We start from the raw sequence: 17,669 nt of genomic DNA, 5'->3' as shown, positions 1-17,669 counted from the left end.
TTATTAATTTATTTGTTTTTTATGCTTAAATTAATAGAAAATTACTAACATGTTGATTTTTATTGATTAATATTTTTAATTTTTATTTAATTCCTTTATTTTTAATGAGAAGGATATAGTCGCCGCTCAGTGAATTCCTTGGCGGATTAATTAGCAATTGAATAATTTATTTCTGCTGGGAATTTTTCTTATATAGATTGTGTTTTTTCTTTGTTTAACATTTAAGAATTCGTTTCTTTTGTCGCTATATTAACTGTTGAGTGTGGACTATTGGCTTCACTGGAGAGTGATTACATTATTATGAATATGACTGTGGATGTGTTATCTAAAAATGAACATGGTTTTGTTGCTAATGCTCCCTCCAGTGTGAGCGTATTCTCTCTTGCGCGTAGAGTGGCAGAGTTCAATGTTCCGGTATTAATCACGGGTGAGACCGGAACGGGTAAAGAGTGTGTGGCAAAGTATATTCACCAGAAAGCGATGGGGAGCAATTCGCCTTATGTCGCAGTGAACTGTGCAGCCATCCCTGAGAGCATGTTGGAGGCGATATTATTCGGCTACGAAAAAGGGGCATTTACGGGGGCGGTTGCTAGTGTTGCCGGTAAGTTTGAACAAGCTAACGGTGGATCACTACTACTAGATGAAATTGGTGATATGCCATTAGCACTGCAAGTTAAATTATTACGTGTACTGCAAGAGCAAGAAGTTGAGCGTTTAGGTAGTAACAAACGTATCCCGTTAGATATCCGAATTATTGCTTCAACCAATAAAGATTTAAGCATGGAAATTGCTGAAGGGCGATTCCGTCAGGATCTTTATTATCGCCTGTCCGTCGTTCCCATTCATATCTCACCATTACGAGAAAGACCCGAAGATATCATGCCCTTAGTGATGGCTTTTTTAAAAAAATACCGTGATTTTTTAGATGTAAAAATCAATATCACTCCGCAAGCACAAAGTGAGTTACAGAGATACTCTTGGCCGGGCAATGTACGTGAATTGGAAAATGTTATTCAGCGAGGAATTATTATGAGTAATAACGGCTTAATAGATATTTCACATCTGGGTCTATCTGCGACACCTGAAATAGCCTCGATAGAAGATAAGTTGGCAGAAGATAAGCCGAAGTTTTCTGCGTCAAGTGTGCAACTTGCGGAGGGTGAAAGTAACATTAAATTACGCGGACGCTTGGCTCAGTATCAATATATTGTGGATTTACTGCAAAGATACCAGGGCAGTAAAACCAAAACTGCTGCATTTTTAGGTATTACACCGCGAGCGTTGCGATATCGGTTAGCCCATATGCGCGAAGACGGTATTGATATCGAGTGTTACTCATAAGAGGAAATAATGATGGATAAAGTTGGGGCTATCACTATGCCCAATATGCAATTGCGCATGATAGCGGAAATGCAGCAGATGGCAGCCATGGCAGGTAATCGTATTGAGTTCCACGCGGTATTACCTGAGCCCGCCGGTAGCAGTTTGTTTGCTGAGAGAAAGGAGATGAGTACCCCTTCTTTTTCCCGCGTATTCAAAGGCGCGATTAACAGTGTGGATAATTTACAACATGTGGCCAGCAACAAGCAGACCGCCATGGATATGGGCATCAGTGATGATTTAACTGGCACGATGCTAGCAAGTCAGAAAGCCAGTGTGGCTTTCTCTGCGATGGTGCAGGTGCGTAACAAGCTTACCTCTGCACTTGATGAAGTCATGAATACTGCGCTGTAGGGTAAATCGGTGTTAGATAAAATTAAGCAAAAATTCCCTTCTATCAGGTTGGGTAATAATCAAAAAAACATTCTTATGGGTGCGGTGGCTATTCTGGTTAGCGGGGCGATTATTTTGAGCCTTTGGCGTAGTTCACAAGGCTATACCGCACTGTTTGGCTCACAAGAGAATATTCCGGTAGCACAGGTCGTTGAGGTGCTAGATGGTGATGCCATTGCCTATCGTATTAATCCAGATAATGGGCAGATATTGGTCGCTGAAAAGCAGTTAGGCAAAGCGCGCATTTTGCTGGCGGCGAAAGGTATCACGGCCACCTTGCCGACGGGTTATGAGCTGATGGATAAAGAAACCATGCTGGGTAGCAGCCAGTTTATCCAAAATGTTCGCTACAAACGCAGTCTGGAGGGGGAGTTAGCGCAAAGCATCATGGCATTAACCGCCGTGGACTATGCGCGAGTTCACTTAGGCATGAGTGAGGCTAGCTCTTTTGCCATTAGTCATCGTTCAGAAAGCAGCGCGTCGGTTGTCCTGCGCCTGAAATATGGTCAGGTGCTAAAAACGGATCAAGTGGGCGCGATTGTTCAGTTGGTCGCTGGCAGTATCCCCGGCATGAAAGCCGCCAATGTGCGGGTGGTTGACCAAAATGGTGAGCTGCTGTCTGAATCTTATCAGGCTAACGGCAAGGGGATGGCCAGTGTGAAGAGTGGTGCTGAATTAGCCCATTATTTACAGAGCAGCACCGAGAAAAGCATTGCCAATCTGTTGAGTTCTGTCGTCGGTGCCAATAACTATCGCATCAGTGTGGCGACACAACTGGACTTGAGCCGCATTGAAGAGACGCTGGAGCGCTACGGTACAGAACCGCGTGTTAGCGATGAGAATATTCAGCAGGAAAACGGCAATGAAGATATGGCGATGGGGATACCTGGCTCCCTGAGTAATCAGCCTGCTGCTCAACCAAATGCCGCAAACCCCGCGCCCACGGTTAGCCGCAGTCAAGCACAGCGCAAGTATGCTTATGACCGCGATATCCGCCATGTCCGTTACCCAGGCTTTAAGCTGGAGAAGATGACGGTCGCCGTTATCTTGAATAAGTCTGCACCCGCACTGGAGAAATGGACCCCTGAGCAGCTGAGTGAATTAAAGCGCCTGATAGAAGATGCGGCAGGTATTGATGTTAAACGGGGCGATTCGTTGACACTGAATATGCTGGCCTTTAGCGCACCAACGCTGATTGATGAACCTGAAATTCTGTGGTGGCAAGATCCGGTCACGCACCGTTGGGCTGAGATCTTGGGTATTGGCTTACTGTCGTTGCTGTTCTTACTGTTTGCTGTACGACCATTGATTGCACGGCTCTCCCGCAATGACTCAAGCAATCGCCCATTAGCCCTCGCCACGGAAAATGGCAGTGATAGCTTAGCGCCATTGGAACACACGGGCGAAAGCCGTACGTCGGCGGCGTCGCCGTTCTCGGGTGCATCATTCCAGCAAGAGGACAATCTGCCACCGCAAGGTTCTGGCCTGGAGACCAAAATCAGTCACCTACAGCAACTGGCTCAGTTAGAAACTGAACGTGTCGCCGAAGTCATTAAACAATGGATTAATAATAATGAACGAACTAACTCCCAATCAGAATGATGATGCAGCTGTCAGTGATAGCCTCTCGGCTGCCGCTTCTCCTTCTGCCTCAACTCAAGTTCGTAGCCGCTTGGAGCAGGCCGGTATCTTGTTGCTGAGCATTGGTGAAGAAGCGGCGGCGATGGTGATGCAAAAACTGGGTCGTGAGGAAGTGGTGTGTGTGAGTCAGACAATGTCCCGCTTACATGACGTCAAATTGAACCATGCACGCCAGGCACTGGATGATTTTTTTATGGATTACCGCGAACAAAGCGGGATTAACGGTGCATCTCGCAGCTATCTGCAAGGCATTTTAAATAAAGCATTGGGCAGTGATATCGCCAAAAGTGTCATCAATGGCATTTATGGCGATGAAATTCGCTATCGCATGATGCGATTGCAGTGGGTAGGAACACCGCAATTGGTGGCGTTGATTGAGCAGGAACATCTGCAATTACAGGCGGTATTCTTGGCCTTTTTACCCCCAGACGTCGCGGCGGAAGTGCTTAGCTATCTGGAGAAAGGTCGTCAGGATGACGTGCTGTACCGCATTGCCAAGCTTGATGATGTGAACCGCGATGTGATTGATGAGTTGGATCGCCTCATTGAGCGCGGTGTTGCAGTGTTGTCGGAGCATGGTTCTAAAGTGATAGGAATTAAGCAAGCGGCGAACATTGTTAACCGCATCCCCAAAAATCAACAGCAACTGCTGGAACAGTTGGGTGAGCGCGATGAAGATATCTTGAATGACCTGAAAGATGAGATGTATGAGTTCTTTATCTTGAGTCGGCAAACTGAGGCCACCTTGCAACGCCTGATGGATGATATTCCGATGAGCGATTGGGCGGTGGCGCTGAAAGGCACCGAGCCGGTACTGCGCCAGTCCATCTATGACGTATTACCAAAACGCCAGATACAGCAGTTGCAAAATGCCACCAACCGTATGGGGCCGGTGCCTGTCAGTCGCGTGGAGCATGTGCGTAAGGAGATCATGGCACAGGTACGTGCGCTGGCAGAAGCGGGAGAAATTCAGGTGCAACTGTTTGCTGAGCAGACCATGGAGTAAGGAAATGTCGATAAAAAGCAGCCTGTGTACCAAGGGCATGAAAGTGCGGGTTCATCAGTTTCCGCCATTGCGTCAAATCCACCAGAAGCCACCATCTGATGATGTGTTGGCCATGGACTCGGCATCGTATCAAAAGCAGTTGATGGCGGGTTTTCAGGAGGGGGTTAGTCAGGGGTTTAATAAGGGGCTGGCCGATGGCAAAGAGGAGGGATACCAGGAGGGGGTCCGCCTCGGTCATGAAGAGGGGGTAAAAAAAGGGCGAGTCGAGGGGCGTCAATCTGAAAGTAGCCGTTTTAATGAGGCAATCGAGCCATTCGCCGGCTATATCGCTAAGATGCATGACTATTTGCGCACTTATGAAACCCGCCGTCGTGATGAGTTGTTGCAATTAGTGGAAAAAGTGACTCGTCAGGTCATTCGTTGTGAACTGGCGCTGCAACCGACACAGCTACTGGCACTGGTTGAAGAAGCGCTGATGGCTCAGCCCACCACCCCGATGCAATTGAAAGTGTATCTTAACCCTGCCGAATTTGGCCGCATCAATGATGTGGCACCGGAAAAGGTGCAAGAGTGGGGCTTGGTCTCGGATGCGGATATGGTGAGTGGCGAGTGCCGAGTGGTCACTGAAACCACAGAAATTGATGTCGGTTGTCAGCATCGTTTGAATCAATGTGTTGATGCGTTAAAGAGCAGCCTACTGCCAGAGCACGATCATCAATTGGATCACGATAATGGATGAGTTAATGGTGCTTCGTCATGCACTGAAATCCATCGATAATATTAGCCTGGCCAGAGTTGCTGGCCGGCTAGTGCGAGTGAATGGCATTTTGTTGGAAAGTGTCGGTTGCCGTCTGGCCATTGGGCAGCGTTGCCGCATTGAGAGTGCTGAAGAGACCTTTATTGATGCACAGGTTGTTGGGTTTGATCGGGACGTAACCTATCTGATGCCCTTTAAGCAGCCTGATGGCTTGATCGGGGGAGCACGAGTATTCCCCTGTGAACAAGAGGGTGAACTGCTGATCGGTGATAGCTGGCTAGGCCGAGTGGTGAATGGCTTGGGTGAGCCGATTGATGATAAAGGGCCGCTGAGTGGTGATACACCACTGCAACAGCAATTGCCGCAAATCCACCCTTTGCAGCGCCAACCCGTCAGTGAGCCTTTAGATGTTGGCGTCAAAGCCATCAACGGATTGCTTACCATTGGCAAAGGGCAGCGAGTGGGTTTAATGGCAGGCAGTGGTGTAGGTAAAAGTATGCTGCTTGGCATGATGACCCGTTACACTCAAGCGGATGTCGTGGTGGTCGGGCTGATTGGTGAACGTGGGCGCGAAGTGAAGGAGTTTATCGAACACTCTTTGCAGGCCAGCGGCATGGCAAAATCAGTCGTGATCGCCGCGCCAGCAGATGAATCTCCGCTGATGCGCATTAAAGCCACCGAACTGTGTCATTCCATCGCCACTTATTATCGTGATAAAGGCAAAGATGTGCTGCTGCTGGTGGATTCATTGACCCGCTATGCCATGGCCCAGCGAGAAATTGCCCTGTCATTGGGAGAGCCTCCGGCCACCAAAGGTTACCCACCTTCTGCTTTCAGCATTATTCCCCGATTGGCAGAAAGTGCCGGAAACAGCCATGGCAGCGGCACCATGACCGCAATTTATACCGTGCTGGCAGAAGGAGATGATCAGCAAGATCCGATCGTCGATTGTGCCAGAGCGGTATTGGACGGCCACATCGTATTAACCCGAAAGCTGGCTGAGGTGGGGCACTATCCGGCGATAGATATTGGTCAATCGATCAGCCGCTGTATGAACCAGATAGTCTCGCGCGAACAGATAATCTCCGCCCGCTTATTGAAGCAGTGTTACGCCGATTATATGGAGATCAAGCCCTTGATCCCCTTGGGGGGTTATGTGGTTGGGGCTGATCCTATGGCTGATCGGGCGGTACAGTACTATCCGGAAATTACAGATTTTCTGTGCCAAGAAGTGGATCAGCCCGCGCTATTTCCAGCAACGCTGAAGCATTTGAATGGGTTGTTCCCGCAATCAGAGGTGAGCTATGAGTGAACAGAAAATGGTTAAAACCTTACAGCGGTTACAGCAGCTACGCCAGCGAGCGCTTAATCAGACCACCAGTCAACTGGCGCAACAAAAACAGCTATGCCAGCGTTACCAGAATAATATCAATGCACTCACCTCGTTAACCCATTTCTCATTCGCCGTGAGAGCGGGGGCTTGCCCGACGATAGGGGCATTTCAGATGACCAATAGTGCACACTACAAGCGCCATATTCAGCGCGTCATTGATTGGCAAAAGCAGGAGCAGACACTGGCAGATATGGAAGCCGGCAAGTTACAGGTTCAACTGCAACAGCAGGCCTGCCGAGAAAAAATTGTCGCCGTGGTGGTAGAACAGCAGCAGCAGCTCTACCAAATGGAGCAGGGACGCCGTGAGCAGAAAATCACTGATAACCTGGCGGCACAGTGTTGGCTACGAGGCAGGTAACCCCCATTAGCTAAAACCCGATCTAAATTCCTTCCTGGTATCGACCCAAATATCAAACGAGATATGATCTGAAAATAAAAAAATTGCCATAGTATAAAATAAGCTATGGCAATTTTTTAATTGGTATGTGGTAGCTCATAAAACCTAAAATAGTTGTATTAAGAGTAATTATAGAACCTCAATAATAGATTAAAGAAAGTAGGTTAGTTTTTATAAAGAAAGTCTGAATGGCTCTCAGTCAATGAAGACAAAATACTCATCTGCATAGTGAGCAGCATACCATTATGGAAATTTTGTTGGTGGCAAGCATCGGCCCGCAGGTGTAGATCCGCCCATAATGCACCCGCATGCTCGCGATAATGTGTCGGTAAGCGCGATAGCAGCAAATGCATCCCTTCTTTATGAGCAGGTAATTGCAACTCCTGCATCAACATCCGTCGTTCGTTGGCTGCTTTATCAATCATATTATACAGTTCCGTCAAATCCAGATTGAGCGCACCCAGGGCCTCAGCGTCGTGTTTAATCAGCAGATTACGCTGTTTAATCAGCAGCTTTTCCAACGTAATATAGCGCTTACGATCCTCCTGGATCGTAACCAGCAATTGCTTCACATTGTTTTGCTGCTGAATATTTTGGACGTGTCCCATGGTTCTGTTAGCTCCTGTGGAAATTGAGCATCGCCTTGGCAATATCAGCCGCATTCAGCGTAATTTTACCGCCTTGAATATCGGCTTTGGCGGCGGCAACCCGTTCGCTGTCAACGTCTGGCATGGCTTGTAATTTGGCGTGTAACTCACCTGCTGATGCCCCTTGTTGCGTGCTGTTCGCAATTGCCCTAGTGGATGCAATTGGTTGAATAGCCTTGGCATTTTCTGCATTAGCGGTTGGCGCGGCAACCATCGCCTGTCGCCGATGTATGTTAATTTCCATATAAAGTCACCTTATCGTCAGTTGAAAGGACTGCGACTCCAGATCTGTCGAGTCATTGTGGGCAGACACCCATAACCTGATATAGCGTCACAGTCGGGTCAAAACTTAACTTTACCCTAGTCAAATACCGAGCATTCTGACTCTGCCAATATCATCGACCATCGCAGTGACGGTTCGCTTGCTGCTAAGGTTTTTCACTTTGATCAGCTCACCTTTACGGCCATTTTTTAGTGCTTCGCCGAGCATCTTCGCTTCAATGCCATCTTGCTCGGCGATCATTAACACCTGCTGACCACGAGTCACTAAAACGGGCTGTTCCAATTGTGAGGGGGTGACCACTTGTAGAGGGCGAATACGGCGTTTGACGGTGAAGCCGAGTATCTCGTCCGGGTGGGTGATATAGCCGTTTTGCGCTGTCGCAATATTCTTTTTCTTCAATTCAATATCACCTGCTGCCACCACTCTTCCCCGCTCAAGGGCATTTCTCGCTACCCATACGGGCAGATAAATATCAGGTTTTACCGTCACGACCACTTCCCAACCCACTCCATCACGGCAACTGATGTCATAGCGTAAACGCGATAAATCACGCTGCCCATTCATCGGTGCAGCCACTTTTAGCTCACTGAGACAGGCTTTATTTCGGCTCACTTCTGCCGGGATAAAAATATTCATTTTGACGTTATAGCCCTGCCAGTTTTTGTTTTTGGCGGTTTGACTGATATCGGCACTGGCCGCTTGCAGCGCCTGCGCATAAATCTGCTTTCGAGCGCTCATTTCAGCACTGTGTGCCGTGCCGGATAAGAGTGAGGTAAGACAAAGAAAGAGGGAGAGCAGCCCACGCAGATAGCGGATGAAAAAAAGTCTTAATAAAGGGAAGTTGCACTTCCTCTTCAGTGAAAAAAATAACGTAAAAATCATAATATTCATGATGTTATATACCTGGCACGTTGTTTGCATTGTTGAGTGTGAATTCGTGCAATCATCGCGTTTTAACATCAAATCAGGACATATTTTGTGGGCATTGATTTTCAGAAAGCGTTAGGGGTTCACCCTGCGGCGATGCAGCTTCGACTTACCAGAGCAGAGCTGCTATCGGCCAACTTAGCGAATGTGAATACGCCAAATTTTCAGGCTAAAGATATTGATTTTGCCGCTGAAATGCAACGAGCAAAACGAGGAGAGAGGGTGTCAGCGCAGATGCTATCACCTCAAATGAAGTACCGGCTGCCATATCAGCCATCGCAAGATGGCAACACCGTGGCATTGAATGTCGAGCAGGCAGAGTTTTCAAAAAACACCCTTGATTATCAAACCAGTGTGTCATTTCTCAATATGAAATTGGCCGGTTTGAAACAGGCAATTGAAGGGAAATAAGAATGTCATTTAACAATATTTATCGGGTATCAGGCTCCGCGATGACCGCCCAAACCATCAGGCTCAATACCATCGCCAGCAACCTGGCGAATGCGGAGTCACCAGCGGCCTCTGCGGCTAATGTTTATAAGGCACGCAGCCCGGTATTTTCGGCAGTTTATTCCCCGCGTAGTGCCGCTAGCCCCCGTGGTTTGTATGGCGCGCAAGTACAGGTGTTGGACGTGGTTGAAACTGGGGGGGCGGTACAGCGTTATGAGCCAAATCACCCACTGGCTAACCCACAGGGGTATGTCTTTTATCCGGCGGTCAATGTGGTGTCAGAAATGGCTGACATGATGTCGGCATCACGCAGCTTTGAAACCAATGTTGAAGTCCTCAACAGCGTAAAAAGTATGCAACAGAGCGTATTAAGACTTGGAGAGCGTTAAGCATGAACATTAGTGAAAACAGAAGTTTATCGACGAATAGCCCAAATCTGTTATCTCCTGAGGGGCAAGTAAGCGGTGAGCAGCTTAATAACCAATTTATGACGTTATTGGTGGCGCAGATTCAGAATCAGGACCCACTAAACCCGGCGGATGGCACTGAGTTCGTCAGCCAAATGGCACAGCTTTCTCAGGTCCAATCGACTGAAAACATGGCCAAAATGCTGAACCGAAATACGGTGCAGATGGAAAGAATGCAGGCCATGGCGACCGCTAATCTGGTGGGGCAGCAAGTGATGGTTGAAAGCGACCAAGTGGAACTGGGGACGGTGAGCCAAAGTGGGCGACTGACGTTACAGCATGCGGCCTCACCATTGACGGTGTATCTGACCGATGCATCAGGGAAGGATCATCAAATCAACCTTGGCGAACGGTCCGCGGGCAACGTGAACTTCACTATCGATCCTGCCAAGGAAAACCTCAAACCGGGCAAATATCACATCAGTGCGGTGAGCAGCAGTGGGGAAGAATTTATTCCGCTGGAATTAGCCGGTGCGGTGAGCAGTGCGCGTATCCCTCAGAACGGCGGCATGGCGCAATTGAATGTCGCCGGTGTGGGTGATGTGCCTTATAGCAAAATAAAACAGTTTGGGGTCTGACACCATCGGTGTGACGTTATATCTAACGAATTAATTTATAAGAGAAATATGTTATGAGTTTCAGTATTGCCAATACCGGTCTAAGTGCCGTGACCGAACAGTTGAACACCATCAGTAACAATATCGCCAACTCTGCGACTAAAGGGTTTAAATCGGGCCGGACCGAGTTTGGCTCCATGTATGCCCAATCGCAGCCACTGGGGGTGGCGGTCACTGGCGTGTCGCAAAGTATCAGCAAAGAAGGGTCTATCAACCGAACCGACAAAGCCATGGATTTGGCCATCTCCGGCGGTGGTTTTTTTGTAATGAAAGACGGTTCGGGTAATACGGTGTATACCCGCGCAGGTGCCATCGAAACAGATAATAGCGGGAAGTTGGTCAACTCGATGGGCATGAAATTGCAGGGTTACCCAGCAGATGCTATGGGGAATTTGCAAACGGGTGTGATTACCGATTTACAGGTCAACAGTACTGGTCTGCCGGCAAAAGCGTCCACTAAAGTGGATATTATTGCAAATCTGCAGGCCACTGCCAGCGTACCCACTAATGCTACCTTTAGCCCTACGGCAAGTGACAGTTATAACACCAGTATCACCTCAACGATTTATGACTCCTTAGGCCGCGAGCACACGCTGAACCAATATTTCATTAAGCAGGCGACTCCTGTTGGCTCATGGAAGGTGGAGTTCACCATCGACAATGCGACTGTGGCGGGTGCTTTAGCACATACTTTGCAGTTCGATGTGAATGGCGTTCTGGATAACACAACCGCCCACAAAACGGCGCTTGCAGGTACATTTACTCCAGCGGGTGCGGCGACTTACAGTCTTGACATTGATTACACCGGTACTAAGCAATTTAATGGCATGTTCGCGACCACTAAAAATAAAAGTGATGGTTACACCGCAGGCACTAAAAATGGCGAACGCATCGAAAGTGACGGATCGCTATATGCCACCTTCAGCAATGGCGAACGGATGCTACAAGGCAAATTAGTCTTGGCAAACTTTGCAAACCCTAATGGTTTGGCCACTCAAAATGGGACGAGTTGGAGTGAAACCGGTAAATCGGGTACTGCACTGTTGGGGGCGCCGGGAACGGGATTACTCGGGAATGTGGAGGCTGGCGCTTTGGAATCATCCAATGTGGATTTAACCGCCGAATTGGTTGGCCTAATGACGGCACAACGTAACTATCAGGCGAATACCAAAATCATCAGCACCAATGACAGCATGATGAATGCACTGTTCCAGGTGCTGTAATGGATAAGCTTATCTATACCGCCGTCAGTGGCGCTAATCGCAGCCTGATGCAGCAACAAATTCACTCGAATAATCTTGCCAACGTGAATACACAAGGCTTTCGAGCCGATCTGGAACGCGCCACCGCGACGCCAGTGCCGGGCAGTGGCTATAACAGCCGCGTGGCGGTACTCAGCCAAACGGCTGGCGTCAATATGACCGCGGGCAGTTTGCAGGAAACTGGTCGTGATCTCGATATCGCCATTAAAGACAGCGGACTGATCGCCGTACTCAGTGGTGGCCGTGAAGTTTACACCCGTAACGGTCAGATGAGCGTGGGACCAGAGGGTCACTTGACCATCAACGGCTTACCAGTATTGGGTGATGGTGGCCCGATCGTGTTACCGCCTTACACCTCATTATCGGTGGCCGATGACGGCACCATTGCCATTATTCCGCAAGAGGGTGGCATTAAGACACCGGCAGATGTTGACCGCATAAAACTGGTGGATATCCCGACCAATCAGCTCAGTAAAAATAACCGTGGTTTATTGGTGAATCGCCGTGGCGTTGCACCCCGTGACGAGAATGTTCAACTGGTGAGTAAGCATCTGGAGAGCAGCAATATCTCCGCTATCAATGAAATGACAGCCAGCATTTCTCTCAGCCGTCAATTTGAGGCGCAAATCAAAATGATGAAAGTGGCAGAAGATCTGGCCCAGTCAGGGAACCGGATGATCCGTGGCAGTTAATGGCGGTCACCACACATGCTTATTGTATGGATATGGAAATTAAGGAGCAGCAACAATGAATCCAGCCTTATGGGTCAGTAAAACCGGTTTGGCGGCACAAGATGCCAAAATGAACGCCATCTCAAACAACCTGGCCAACGTCAATACCGACGGTTTTAAACGTGACCGCGTGGTGTTTGAAGATCTGTTCTACCAAAACCAACGCACCCCCGGCGCACCGCTGGATCAAAATAATGCCACGCCGAATGGCATTCAGTTTGGTAGTGGCGTCAAAGTGGTGGGCACCCAAAAACAGTTTACCGTCGGCAATATCAAGGTCACCAAAGGTGAATTTGATGTGGCGATCGCCGGCCAGGGCTTCTTCCAGATTGAAACCACCGATGGCGGCCTGGCTTATACCCGTGCCGGTAATCTATCCATTAATGCCGATGGCGTCCTGACGAATGCTCAGGGGATGCCGTTGATCCCGCAAATTGAAATGCCTGCTGGCGCCAAGGATCTGTCGATCGCCAAAGATGGCACTGTGAGTGCTCGCGTAGGTGGGGAGACGGAACCCGTTGAATTGGGGCAAATTACCCTCGTCAATTTTGTGAATCCGGCCGGTTTGGAGGCCATGGGTGGCAACCTTTACAAAGAAACCGTTGCCAGTGGTGGTGCGGTGGAAGGTGTCGCCGGCGAAGAGGCCTTTGGTCAGTTGGAACATGGATCACTGGAGGGATCAAACGTACAAGTGGTTGAGGAGATGGTCGACATGATCACCGTGCAACGCGCCTATGAGATGAACGCCAAAATGGTCTCTGCTGCCGACGACATGCTGAAGTTTGTGACTCAAACGCTGTAACTGTCAGCATCCTCCGTTGAAAAGTGAAAGATGAATGAAAAGGTTTTTACGATTAATACCTGTGGTACTGACATTGACCGGGTGTGAAACCCCCGCTCTGTTGGTGCATAAAGACGACGCGGCTTTTGCACCTCCGGTCAATGTAGTACAGCCAAACACAGTTAAAGAAGGGGGCGGGCTGTTTCAGCCCGCGTACAACTGGTCGCTGCTCCAAGATCGGCGTGCTTATCGGGTCGGTGATATTTTGACCGTTAAGCTGGATGAATCCACCCAATCGAGCAAGCAGGCTAAAACTAACTTTGGCAAAAAAAACGAGATGAGTTTGGGTGTCCCTGAAGTGCTGGGGAAAAAGCTGAATAAGTTCGGTGGCTCCATCTCCGGTAAGCGTGATTTTGATGGCAGCGCCACCTCGGCCCAGCAGAATATGTTACGTGGCTCGATCACGGTTGCAGTACATCAGGTCTTGCCCAATGGCGTACTGGTTATCCGTGGCGAAAAATGGCTGACCCTCAATCAGGGGGATGAGTACATGCGCGTCACCGGATTGGTGAGGGCCGATGATGTCGAGCGGGATAACTCGGTATCTTCTCAGCGAATCGCTAATGCCCGCATCTCCTATGCGGGTCGTGGTGCGCTCAGTGATGCTAACTCAGCCGGCTGGCTAACACGCTTCTTTAATCACCCGCTATTCCCTATTTAAGCAGGAGCCAACATGTTACGACGTTATTTTGTGCTACTGGGTTTATGGTTCGCCCTGCCAGCGGCCATGGCTCAACCACTGGGAACGCTGGTGGACATTCAAGGGGTACGAGGCAACCAATTGGTGGGCTACAGCCTGGTGGTGGGCCTTGATGGTTCTGGGGATAAAAACCAGGTGAAATTCACCGGCCAGTCAATGGCGAACATGTTGCGCCAGTTTGGGGTGCAACTGCCGGAGAAAATGGATCCTAAAGTGAAAAATGTGGCGGCGGTAGCGATCAGCGCAACCTTGCCCCCCGGTTATGCTCGCGGACAATCCATTGATATCACAGTGTCCTCCATTGGTGATGCCAAAAGCCTACGCGGCGGCACACTGCTATTGACCCAGCTACGTGGTGCCGATGGTGAAATCTACGCCTTGGCGCAAGGCAATGTGATTGTCGGTGGCATTAAAGCTGAAGGCGACAGCGGATCGAGTGTGACGGTCAACACGCCAACAGTGGGTCGCATTCCCAATGGCGGTAGCATTGAGCGCGAGATCCCCAGCGATTTTCAAAGTAACAGTCAGGTGGTCCTTAACCTGAAACGCCCAAGTTTTAAGTCAGCTAATAATGTGGCGTTAGCGCTAAATCGGGCCTTCGGCAGCAATACGGCGGTGGCACAAAGTTCGACTAACGTCATGGTTAATGCTCCCTTGGATGCCGGTGCGCGAGTGGCCTTTATGTCACTGCTGGAAGACGTGCAAATCAATGCGGGCAAGCAATCGCCACGGGTGGTGTTTAATGCCCGCACCGGCACAGTGGTGATTGGCGAAGGCGTGATGGTGCGCGCAGCGGCGGTTTCACACGGTAACTTGACGGTCAGTATCCGTGAAAAGACGAATGTCAGCCAACCCAATCCATTCGGGGCGGGTGAAACCGTGGCAACGCCAGAAAGTGATATTGAAGTTAGCAAAGGGCGCAATCAAATGGTGGTGGTACCTGCGGGGACGCGCTTACGCAGCATCGTTAATACCATCAACAGCTTGGGGGCTTCGCCCGATGACATCATGGCGATACTGCAAGCCTTGCATGAAGCGGGTGCGCTGGATGCTGAACTGGTCGTAATTTAAGGATGATACATGATTGAAGCAATTAATAAGTCAGCCCCAGTGATGCCGGGGAGTTTTTCCGGGGATTTGCGGCCACAAGATCTGGAGCAGGCGGCGGTACAGTTTGAGGCGTTATTTATGCGCTCGCTGTTACAGCAAATGCGCAAATCTGCCGAAGCGCTGGCTGCAGATGATGACCCTTTTAACAGCAAGCAACAGCGCATGATGCGGGACTTCTACGATGACAAACTTGCGACTACGTTGGCCTCTCAACGTAGTAGCGGCATTGCTCACTTGCTGATCCAACAGTTGGGAAATAAGTAACCCACCTCTGGGTGGCTATTTAAGTCTGTGGACAAAATAGCCGCTTATTGGTCTTAAAGCGCAATTATCACTTAATCATGACGGCAGGGAAGAGTATGAATTTTATTAATACCGCATTCAGTGGAATGCAGGCGGCACAGGCTCACCTCAATGCCACAGCAATGAATATTGCTAATGCAAAAACACCTGGTTATTCACGTCAGCGAGTAGAGCAAAGTGCATTAGGTACACAAGGTACCGGACTCAGTGCAGGTAATGGCGTCAGAGTCGATGAATTTAAGCGAATTACCGAACAGCACCTTATCCGTGAAGAATGGAAAGAGACCAGTAATCATAATTACTTTAGTAGTAAACAAAACTACTTATCAAAACTTGAATATGCCATCGGTGATGAAAATACTGGGATAGCAACAGGATTACAGGCATTTTTTAATGGCTTGACTTTGGCAACATCTAATCCTGCATCACCGGCCTATCGAGAAAATGTGATTCATGAAGCCCAGTCACTGGCATTGAGCTTTAATAATTTTGCCGCATCAGCCAAAGAGCAAAAAAATACAATAGCTCTCCAGCGAGAAGGGATGGTAACTCAAATTAACGATCTGATTGAAAATATTGCACAATATAATCAAAAGATCGTCTTAATGAGTGCAAACAATAGTAATGTGAGTGCATTGCAGGATAACAGAGATGAGCAAGTCAAGAAGCTGAGTAAGTTGTTGGATATTAATGTTACAGAGGCAACAGATGGTAGTTATGCTATCACAATGAAGGGAGGGCTCCCATTGATCAGTGGTCAGTCAGTCTCTGTGCTTGAGTTAAATTCAACTTCCCCTAATCCAAACATAGATTTGAAGTTTTCGGGAACGAGCTATGCGATAGATATGTCCTGTGGTGCAGGGCTTGGTGCAATTAATGATTATGAATCTGGTGTATTAGCTGAGACTCAAGCAATAGTCGAGGGAATGGCAGAACAATTAGCCGATAAAATTAATAATCAATTAACAGCGGGTTATGATTTAAGTGGTGCTGCAGGTAAGCAATTATTTAATTTTGATAGGACGAACCCTACGGGTATGTTGTTAGTGACTGATATAAAAGCGAATGAATTGGGTTTTTCAAGTAACGTAAATGCAGTCGGTGATGCCAGTAATTTACATAGTCTTATTGCTATTAAAGGCGATGGAATAACGTTGCCAGGAATTGGATCAACAAGTTTAAGCGATGCTGGTGCCAGCCTAGTCGGTAATGTTGCATTTGCCAGTAGTAAAAATCAACAATCGATAACGCAAACAAAAAACATGCTAGACATCGCAACATTTAATCGTGACAGCCTCAGTGGTATTGAAAACGATGAAGAAGCTGCAAATGTTATGGAATATAGCAAAGTTTACCAAGCTAATATGAAAGTAATCTCAACTGGAGATCGGATCTTTTCTGAGCTTCTGTCACTATTTCGATAATTAAGGACATTAAATGAGAATCAGCAGTACTAATTTATCCAAAATAATGATGGAAAGTATTTCTCAGCGTACCTTTGACTATGCCAAATTAGACCAGCAATTGAAAACAGGTAAGCGCATTAACCAGATATCTGACGATCCTGTTGCCAGTATGCAGTTAGCTCATTTGGAAAAATCAAAAAAATCTGTTGAACAATATCAAACAAATATTTCCCGCTTGTCAGGTAATCTGACTGCTCAGGAAGCAAACTTAACTTCATTGGATAACCAATTATTATCCATTCACAATAAGCTGTTAACAGCGAAGAACAGCAATCACTCAGCAACCCAGTCTGCTATCTTGGGTCGCGAAGTGGATATGCTGATTGAAGGGGTGATTACCGATCTTAATTCACAAAACTCTGAAGGTAATTACTTATTTTCGGGAACAAAAAGCAATGTCAAACCTATTGTGTACGATCAAGTTCAGAACATATATATCTATCAAGGCAATAGCGATAGTCGAGAGACGATAGTCAGTGATGGTGTGACAATGACGGAAAATACACACCTAAGTAGTGCATTTTCAACATCAAATAATAATTTAGAGATATTAAGTGATTTGAAAAAACTGGTGGATAAGATGGTCGATCCAAATATTTCGCCCTCTTCATATAGCCAAGATATCAGCGATATGCTTGCAGCGACGGATGTCGCAGCAGGGAAAGTGGGTGGCATGATAACAGAGTTGGGTGCCAGACAAAATCGACTGGATCACTTAAAAAATATTCACGATGACATTCAGATTGTTAATGCCAATTTAGAGAAAGATCTATCAGGTGTCGATATATTCAAAGTTAATGCTGAATTGCAAGATAATATGTTATCAACAAAAATATCGCACAATATTTATTCAAAAATAAGTCAATTATCTCTTTTTAATTATCTTTGAGTTAGAAAT

At 47.8% G+C, this 17,669-nt stretch carries 20 protein-coding genes and 2 pseudogenes; 19 read left to right on the top strand and 3 right to left on the bottom strand.

All coding sequences use genetic code 11. The features are described 5' to 3' along the window. Window positions 1-297: 297 nt before the first annotated feature. From ACZ76_RS05950 to fliJ, 8 genes and pseudogenes are all read left to right on the top strand, one after another. Window positions 298-1,071: pseudogene (locus ACZ76_RS05950) on the top strand (sigma-54 interaction domain-containing protein); the annotation flags it as partial. Window positions 1,072-1,152: 81 nt separating this feature from the next. Then, window positions 1,153-1,341 (top strand): annotated as a pseudogene (locus tag ACZ76_RS19740) (helix-turn-helix domain-containing protein); the annotation flags it as partial. Between the two features lie 12 nt (window positions 1,342-1,353). Beyond that, window positions 1,354-1,734, top strand: coding sequence for a flagellar hook-basal body complex protein FliE (fliE, locus tag ACZ76_RS05945; protein ID WP_048617701.1), 381 nt, complete (start codon window positions 1,354-1,356; stop codon window positions 1,732-1,734). Window positions 1,735-1,743: 9 nt separating this feature from the next. After that, window positions 1,744-3,375: a flagellar basal-body MS-ring/collar protein FliF gene (gene fliF / locus ACZ76_RS05940; protein ID WP_048617699.1), complete on the top strand. Its 1,632-nt coding sequence runs from the start codon at window positions 1,744-1,746 to the stop codon at window positions 3,373-3,375. Further along, on the top strand, window positions 3,347-4,420 hold the full coding sequence (locus ACZ76_RS05935) for a flagellar motor switch protein FliG (RefSeq protein ID WP_048617697.1): 1,074 nt from the start codon (window positions 3,347-3,349) through the stop codon (window positions 4,418-4,420). The genes fliF and ACZ76_RS05935 overlap by 29 nt, the downstream gene beginning before the upstream one ends. A gap of 4 nt (window positions 4,421-4,424) precedes the next feature. Then, window positions 4,425-5,159 (top strand): flagellar assembly protein FliH, encoded by a 735-nt coding sequence (fliH, locus tag ACZ76_RS05930; protein WP_048617695.1) that lies wholly within the window; start codon window positions 4,425-4,427, stop codon window positions 5,157-5,159. Next, window positions 5,152-6,489: a flagellar protein export ATPase FliI gene (gene fliI / locus ACZ76_RS05925; protein WP_048617693.1), complete on the top strand. Its 1,338-nt coding sequence runs from the start codon at window positions 5,152-5,154 to the stop codon at window positions 6,487-6,489. The genes fliH and fliI overlap by 8 nt, the downstream gene beginning before the upstream one ends. After that, window positions 6,482-6,928 (top strand): flagellar export protein FliJ, encoded by a 447-nt coding sequence (fliJ, locus tag ACZ76_RS05920; RefSeq protein WP_048617691.1) that lies wholly within the window; start codon window positions 6,482-6,484, stop codon window positions 6,926-6,928. The genes fliI and fliJ overlap by 8 nt, the downstream gene beginning before the upstream one ends. A 203-nt stretch (window positions 6,929-7,131) precedes the next feature. Here fliJ and flgN read toward each other — a convergent pair whose 3' ends face one another. The 3 genes from flgN to flgA form a co-directional block, all read right to left on the bottom strand. Beyond that, the gene (flgN, locus tag ACZ76_RS05915; protein ID WP_374700772.1) at window positions 7,132-7,557 is read right to left on the bottom strand and encodes a flagellar export chaperone FlgN; all 426 of its coding nucleotides are present in this window, start codon (window positions 7,555-7,557) and stop codon (window positions 7,132-7,134) included. A 25-nt stretch (window positions 7,558-7,582) separates the two neighbouring features. After that, window positions 7,583-7,858: a flagellar biosynthesis anti-sigma factor FlgM gene (gene flgM / locus ACZ76_RS05910; RefSeq protein WP_048617688.1), complete on the bottom strand. Its 276-nt coding sequence runs from the start codon at window positions 7,856-7,858 to the stop codon at window positions 7,583-7,585. Between the two features lie 120 nt (window positions 7,859-7,978). Beyond that, complete coding sequence (flgA, locus tag ACZ76_RS05905) at window positions 7,979-8,818, bottom strand: flagellar basal body P-ring formation chaperone FlgA (protein WP_048617686.1); 840 nt, start codon at window positions 8,816-8,818, stop codon at window positions 7,979-7,981. Between the two features lie 57 nt (window positions 8,819-8,875). Here flgA and flgB point away from each other — a divergent pair, with 57 nt between their 5' ends. From flgB to ACZ76_RS05850, 11 genes are all read left to right on the top strand, one after another. Beyond that, window positions 8,876-9,235 carry a flagellar basal body rod protein FlgB gene (gene flgB / locus ACZ76_RS05900; RefSeq protein ID WP_048617684.1) on the top strand — a complete coding sequence of 120 codons (360 nt, stop codon included), beginning with the start codon at window positions 8,876-8,878 and terminating at the stop codon, window positions 9,233-9,235. 2 nt (window positions 9,236-9,237) lie between these two features. Further along, window positions 9,238-9,663 (top strand): flagellar basal body rod protein FlgC, encoded by a 426-nt coding sequence (gene flgC / locus ACZ76_RS05895; protein WP_048617682.1) that lies wholly within the window; start codon window positions 9,238-9,240, stop codon window positions 9,661-9,663. A 2-nt stretch (window positions 9,664-9,665) separates the two neighbouring features. Beyond that, entirely contained in the window at window positions 9,666-10,319 is a 654-nt protein-coding gene (gene flgD, locus ACZ76_RS05890; protein WP_048617680.1) for a flagellar hook assembly protein FlgD, read from the top strand. A 53-nt stretch (window positions 10,320-10,372) separates the two neighbouring features. After that, entirely contained in the window at window positions 10,373-11,581 is a 1,209-nt protein-coding gene (gene flgE, locus ACZ76_RS05885; protein WP_048617678.1) for a flagellar hook protein FlgE, read from the top strand. Continuing rightward, on the top strand, window positions 11,581-12,312 hold the full coding sequence (gene flgF / locus ACZ76_RS05880; RefSeq protein WP_048617676.1) for a flagellar basal-body rod protein FlgF: 732 nt from the start codon (window positions 11,581-11,583) through the stop codon (window positions 12,310-12,312). The genes flgE and flgF overlap by 1 nt, the downstream gene beginning before the upstream one ends. 55 nt (window positions 12,313-12,367) lie before the next feature. Then, window positions 12,368-13,153, top strand: coding sequence for a flagellar basal-body rod protein FlgG (gene flgG, locus ACZ76_RS05875; protein WP_048617674.1), 786 nt, complete (start codon window positions 12,368-12,370; stop codon window positions 13,151-13,153). Window positions 13,154-13,187: 34 nt separating this feature from the next. Next, window positions 13,188-13,853 carry a flagellar basal body L-ring protein FlgH gene (gene flgH / locus ACZ76_RS05870; protein WP_048617672.1) on the top strand — a complete coding sequence of 222 codons (666 nt, stop codon included), beginning with the start codon at window positions 13,188-13,190 and terminating at the stop codon, window positions 13,851-13,853. A gap of 12 nt (window positions 13,854-13,865) precedes the next feature. After that, on the top strand, window positions 13,866-14,963 hold the full coding sequence (locus tag ACZ76_RS05865; protein ID WP_048617670.1) for a flagellar basal body P-ring protein FlgI: 1,098 nt from the start codon (window positions 13,866-13,868) through the stop codon (window positions 14,961-14,963). A gap of 9 nt (window positions 14,964-14,972) precedes the next feature. Beyond that, window positions 14,973-15,266: a rod-binding protein gene (locus tag ACZ76_RS05860; RefSeq protein ID WP_048617669.1), complete on the top strand. Its 294-nt coding sequence runs from the start codon at window positions 14,973-14,975 to the stop codon at window positions 15,264-15,266. Window positions 15,267-15,361: 95 nt separating this feature from the next. Beyond that, window positions 15,362-16,729: a flagellar hook-associated protein FlgK gene (gene flgK, locus ACZ76_RS05855; RefSeq protein ID WP_048617666.1), complete on the top strand. Its 1,368-nt coding sequence runs from the start codon at window positions 15,362-15,364 to the stop codon at window positions 16,727-16,729. A gap of 13 nt (window positions 16,730-16,742) precedes the next feature. Further along, a complete protein-coding gene (locus ACZ76_RS05850; protein WP_071840477.1) occupies window positions 16,743-17,660 on the top strand; it encodes a flagellin N-terminal helical domain-containing protein in 918 nt (305 codons plus the stop codon). The last annotated feature ends 9 nt before the right edge of the window (window positions 17,661-17,669 follow it).

The organism is Yersinia aleksiciae, assembly GCF_001047675.1.
Taxonomy (GTDB): domain Bacteria; phylum Pseudomonadota; class Gammaproteobacteria; order Enterobacterales; family Enterobacteriaceae; genus Yersinia; species Yersinia aleksiciae.
The sequence above is the reverse complement of the archived record's forward strand: the minus strand, read 5'-3'. Positions and strand labels throughout refer to the sequence as shown.

Coding starts and splice junctions, on each gene's coding strand:
- flgD (WP_048617680.1), top strand. CDS start 9,666: ATGAACATTAGTGAAAACAGAAGTTTATCGACGAATAGCCCAAATCTG.
- ACZ76_RS05865 (WP_048617670.1), top strand. CDS start 13,866: ATGTTACGACGTTATTTTGTGCTACTGGGTTTATGGTTCGCCCTGCCA.
- flgA (WP_048617686.1), bottom strand. CDS start 8,818: ATGCAAACAACGTGCCAGGTATATAACATCATGAATATTATGATTTTT.
- ACZ76_RS05935 (WP_048617697.1), top strand. CDS start 3,347: ATGAACGAACTAACTCCCAATCAGAATGATGATGCAGCTGTCAGTGAT.
- flgH (WP_048617672.1), top strand. CDS start 13,188: ATGAAAAGGTTTTTACGATTAATACCTGTGGTACTGACATTGACCGGG.
- fliH (WP_048617695.1), top strand. CDS start 4,425: ATGTCGATAAAAAGCAGCCTGTGTACCAAGGGCATGAAAGTGCGGGTT.
- fliE (WP_048617701.1), top strand. CDS start 1,354: ATGGATAAAGTTGGGGCTATCACTATGCCCAATATGCAATTGCGCATG.
- flgF (WP_048617676.1), top strand. CDS start 11,581: ATGGATAAGCTTATCTATACCGCCGTCAGTGGCGCTAATCGCAGCCTG.
- flgM (WP_048617688.1), bottom strand. CDS start 7,858: ATGGAAATTAACATACATCGGCGACAGGCGATGGTTGCCGCGCCAACC.
- flgG (WP_048617674.1), top strand. CDS start 12,368: ATGAATCCAGCCTTATGGGTCAGTAAAACCGGTTTGGCGGCACAAGAT.
- ACZ76_RS05860 (WP_048617669.1), top strand. CDS start 14,973: ATGATTGAAGCAATTAATAAGTCAGCCCCAGTGATGCCGGGGAGTTTT.
- ACZ76_RS05850 (WP_071840477.1), top strand. CDS start 16,743: ATGAGAATCAGCAGTACTAATTTATCCAAAATAATGATGGAAAGTATT.
- flgK (WP_048617666.1), top strand. CDS start 15,362: ATGAATTTTATTAATACCGCATTCAGTGGAATGCAGGCGGCACAGGCT.
- flgC (WP_048617682.1), top strand. CDS start 9,238: ATGTCATTTAACAATATTTATCGGGTATCAGGCTCCGCGATGACCGCC.
- fliJ (WP_048617691.1), top strand. CDS start 6,482: ATGAGTGAACAGAAAATGGTTAAAACCTTACAGCGGTTACAGCAGCTA.
- fliI (WP_048617693.1), top strand. CDS start 5,152: ATGGATGAGTTAATGGTGCTTCGTCATGCACTGAAATCCATCGATAAT.
- flgE (WP_048617678.1), top strand. CDS start 10,373: ATGAGTTTCAGTATTGCCAATACCGGTCTAAGTGCCGTGACCGAACAG.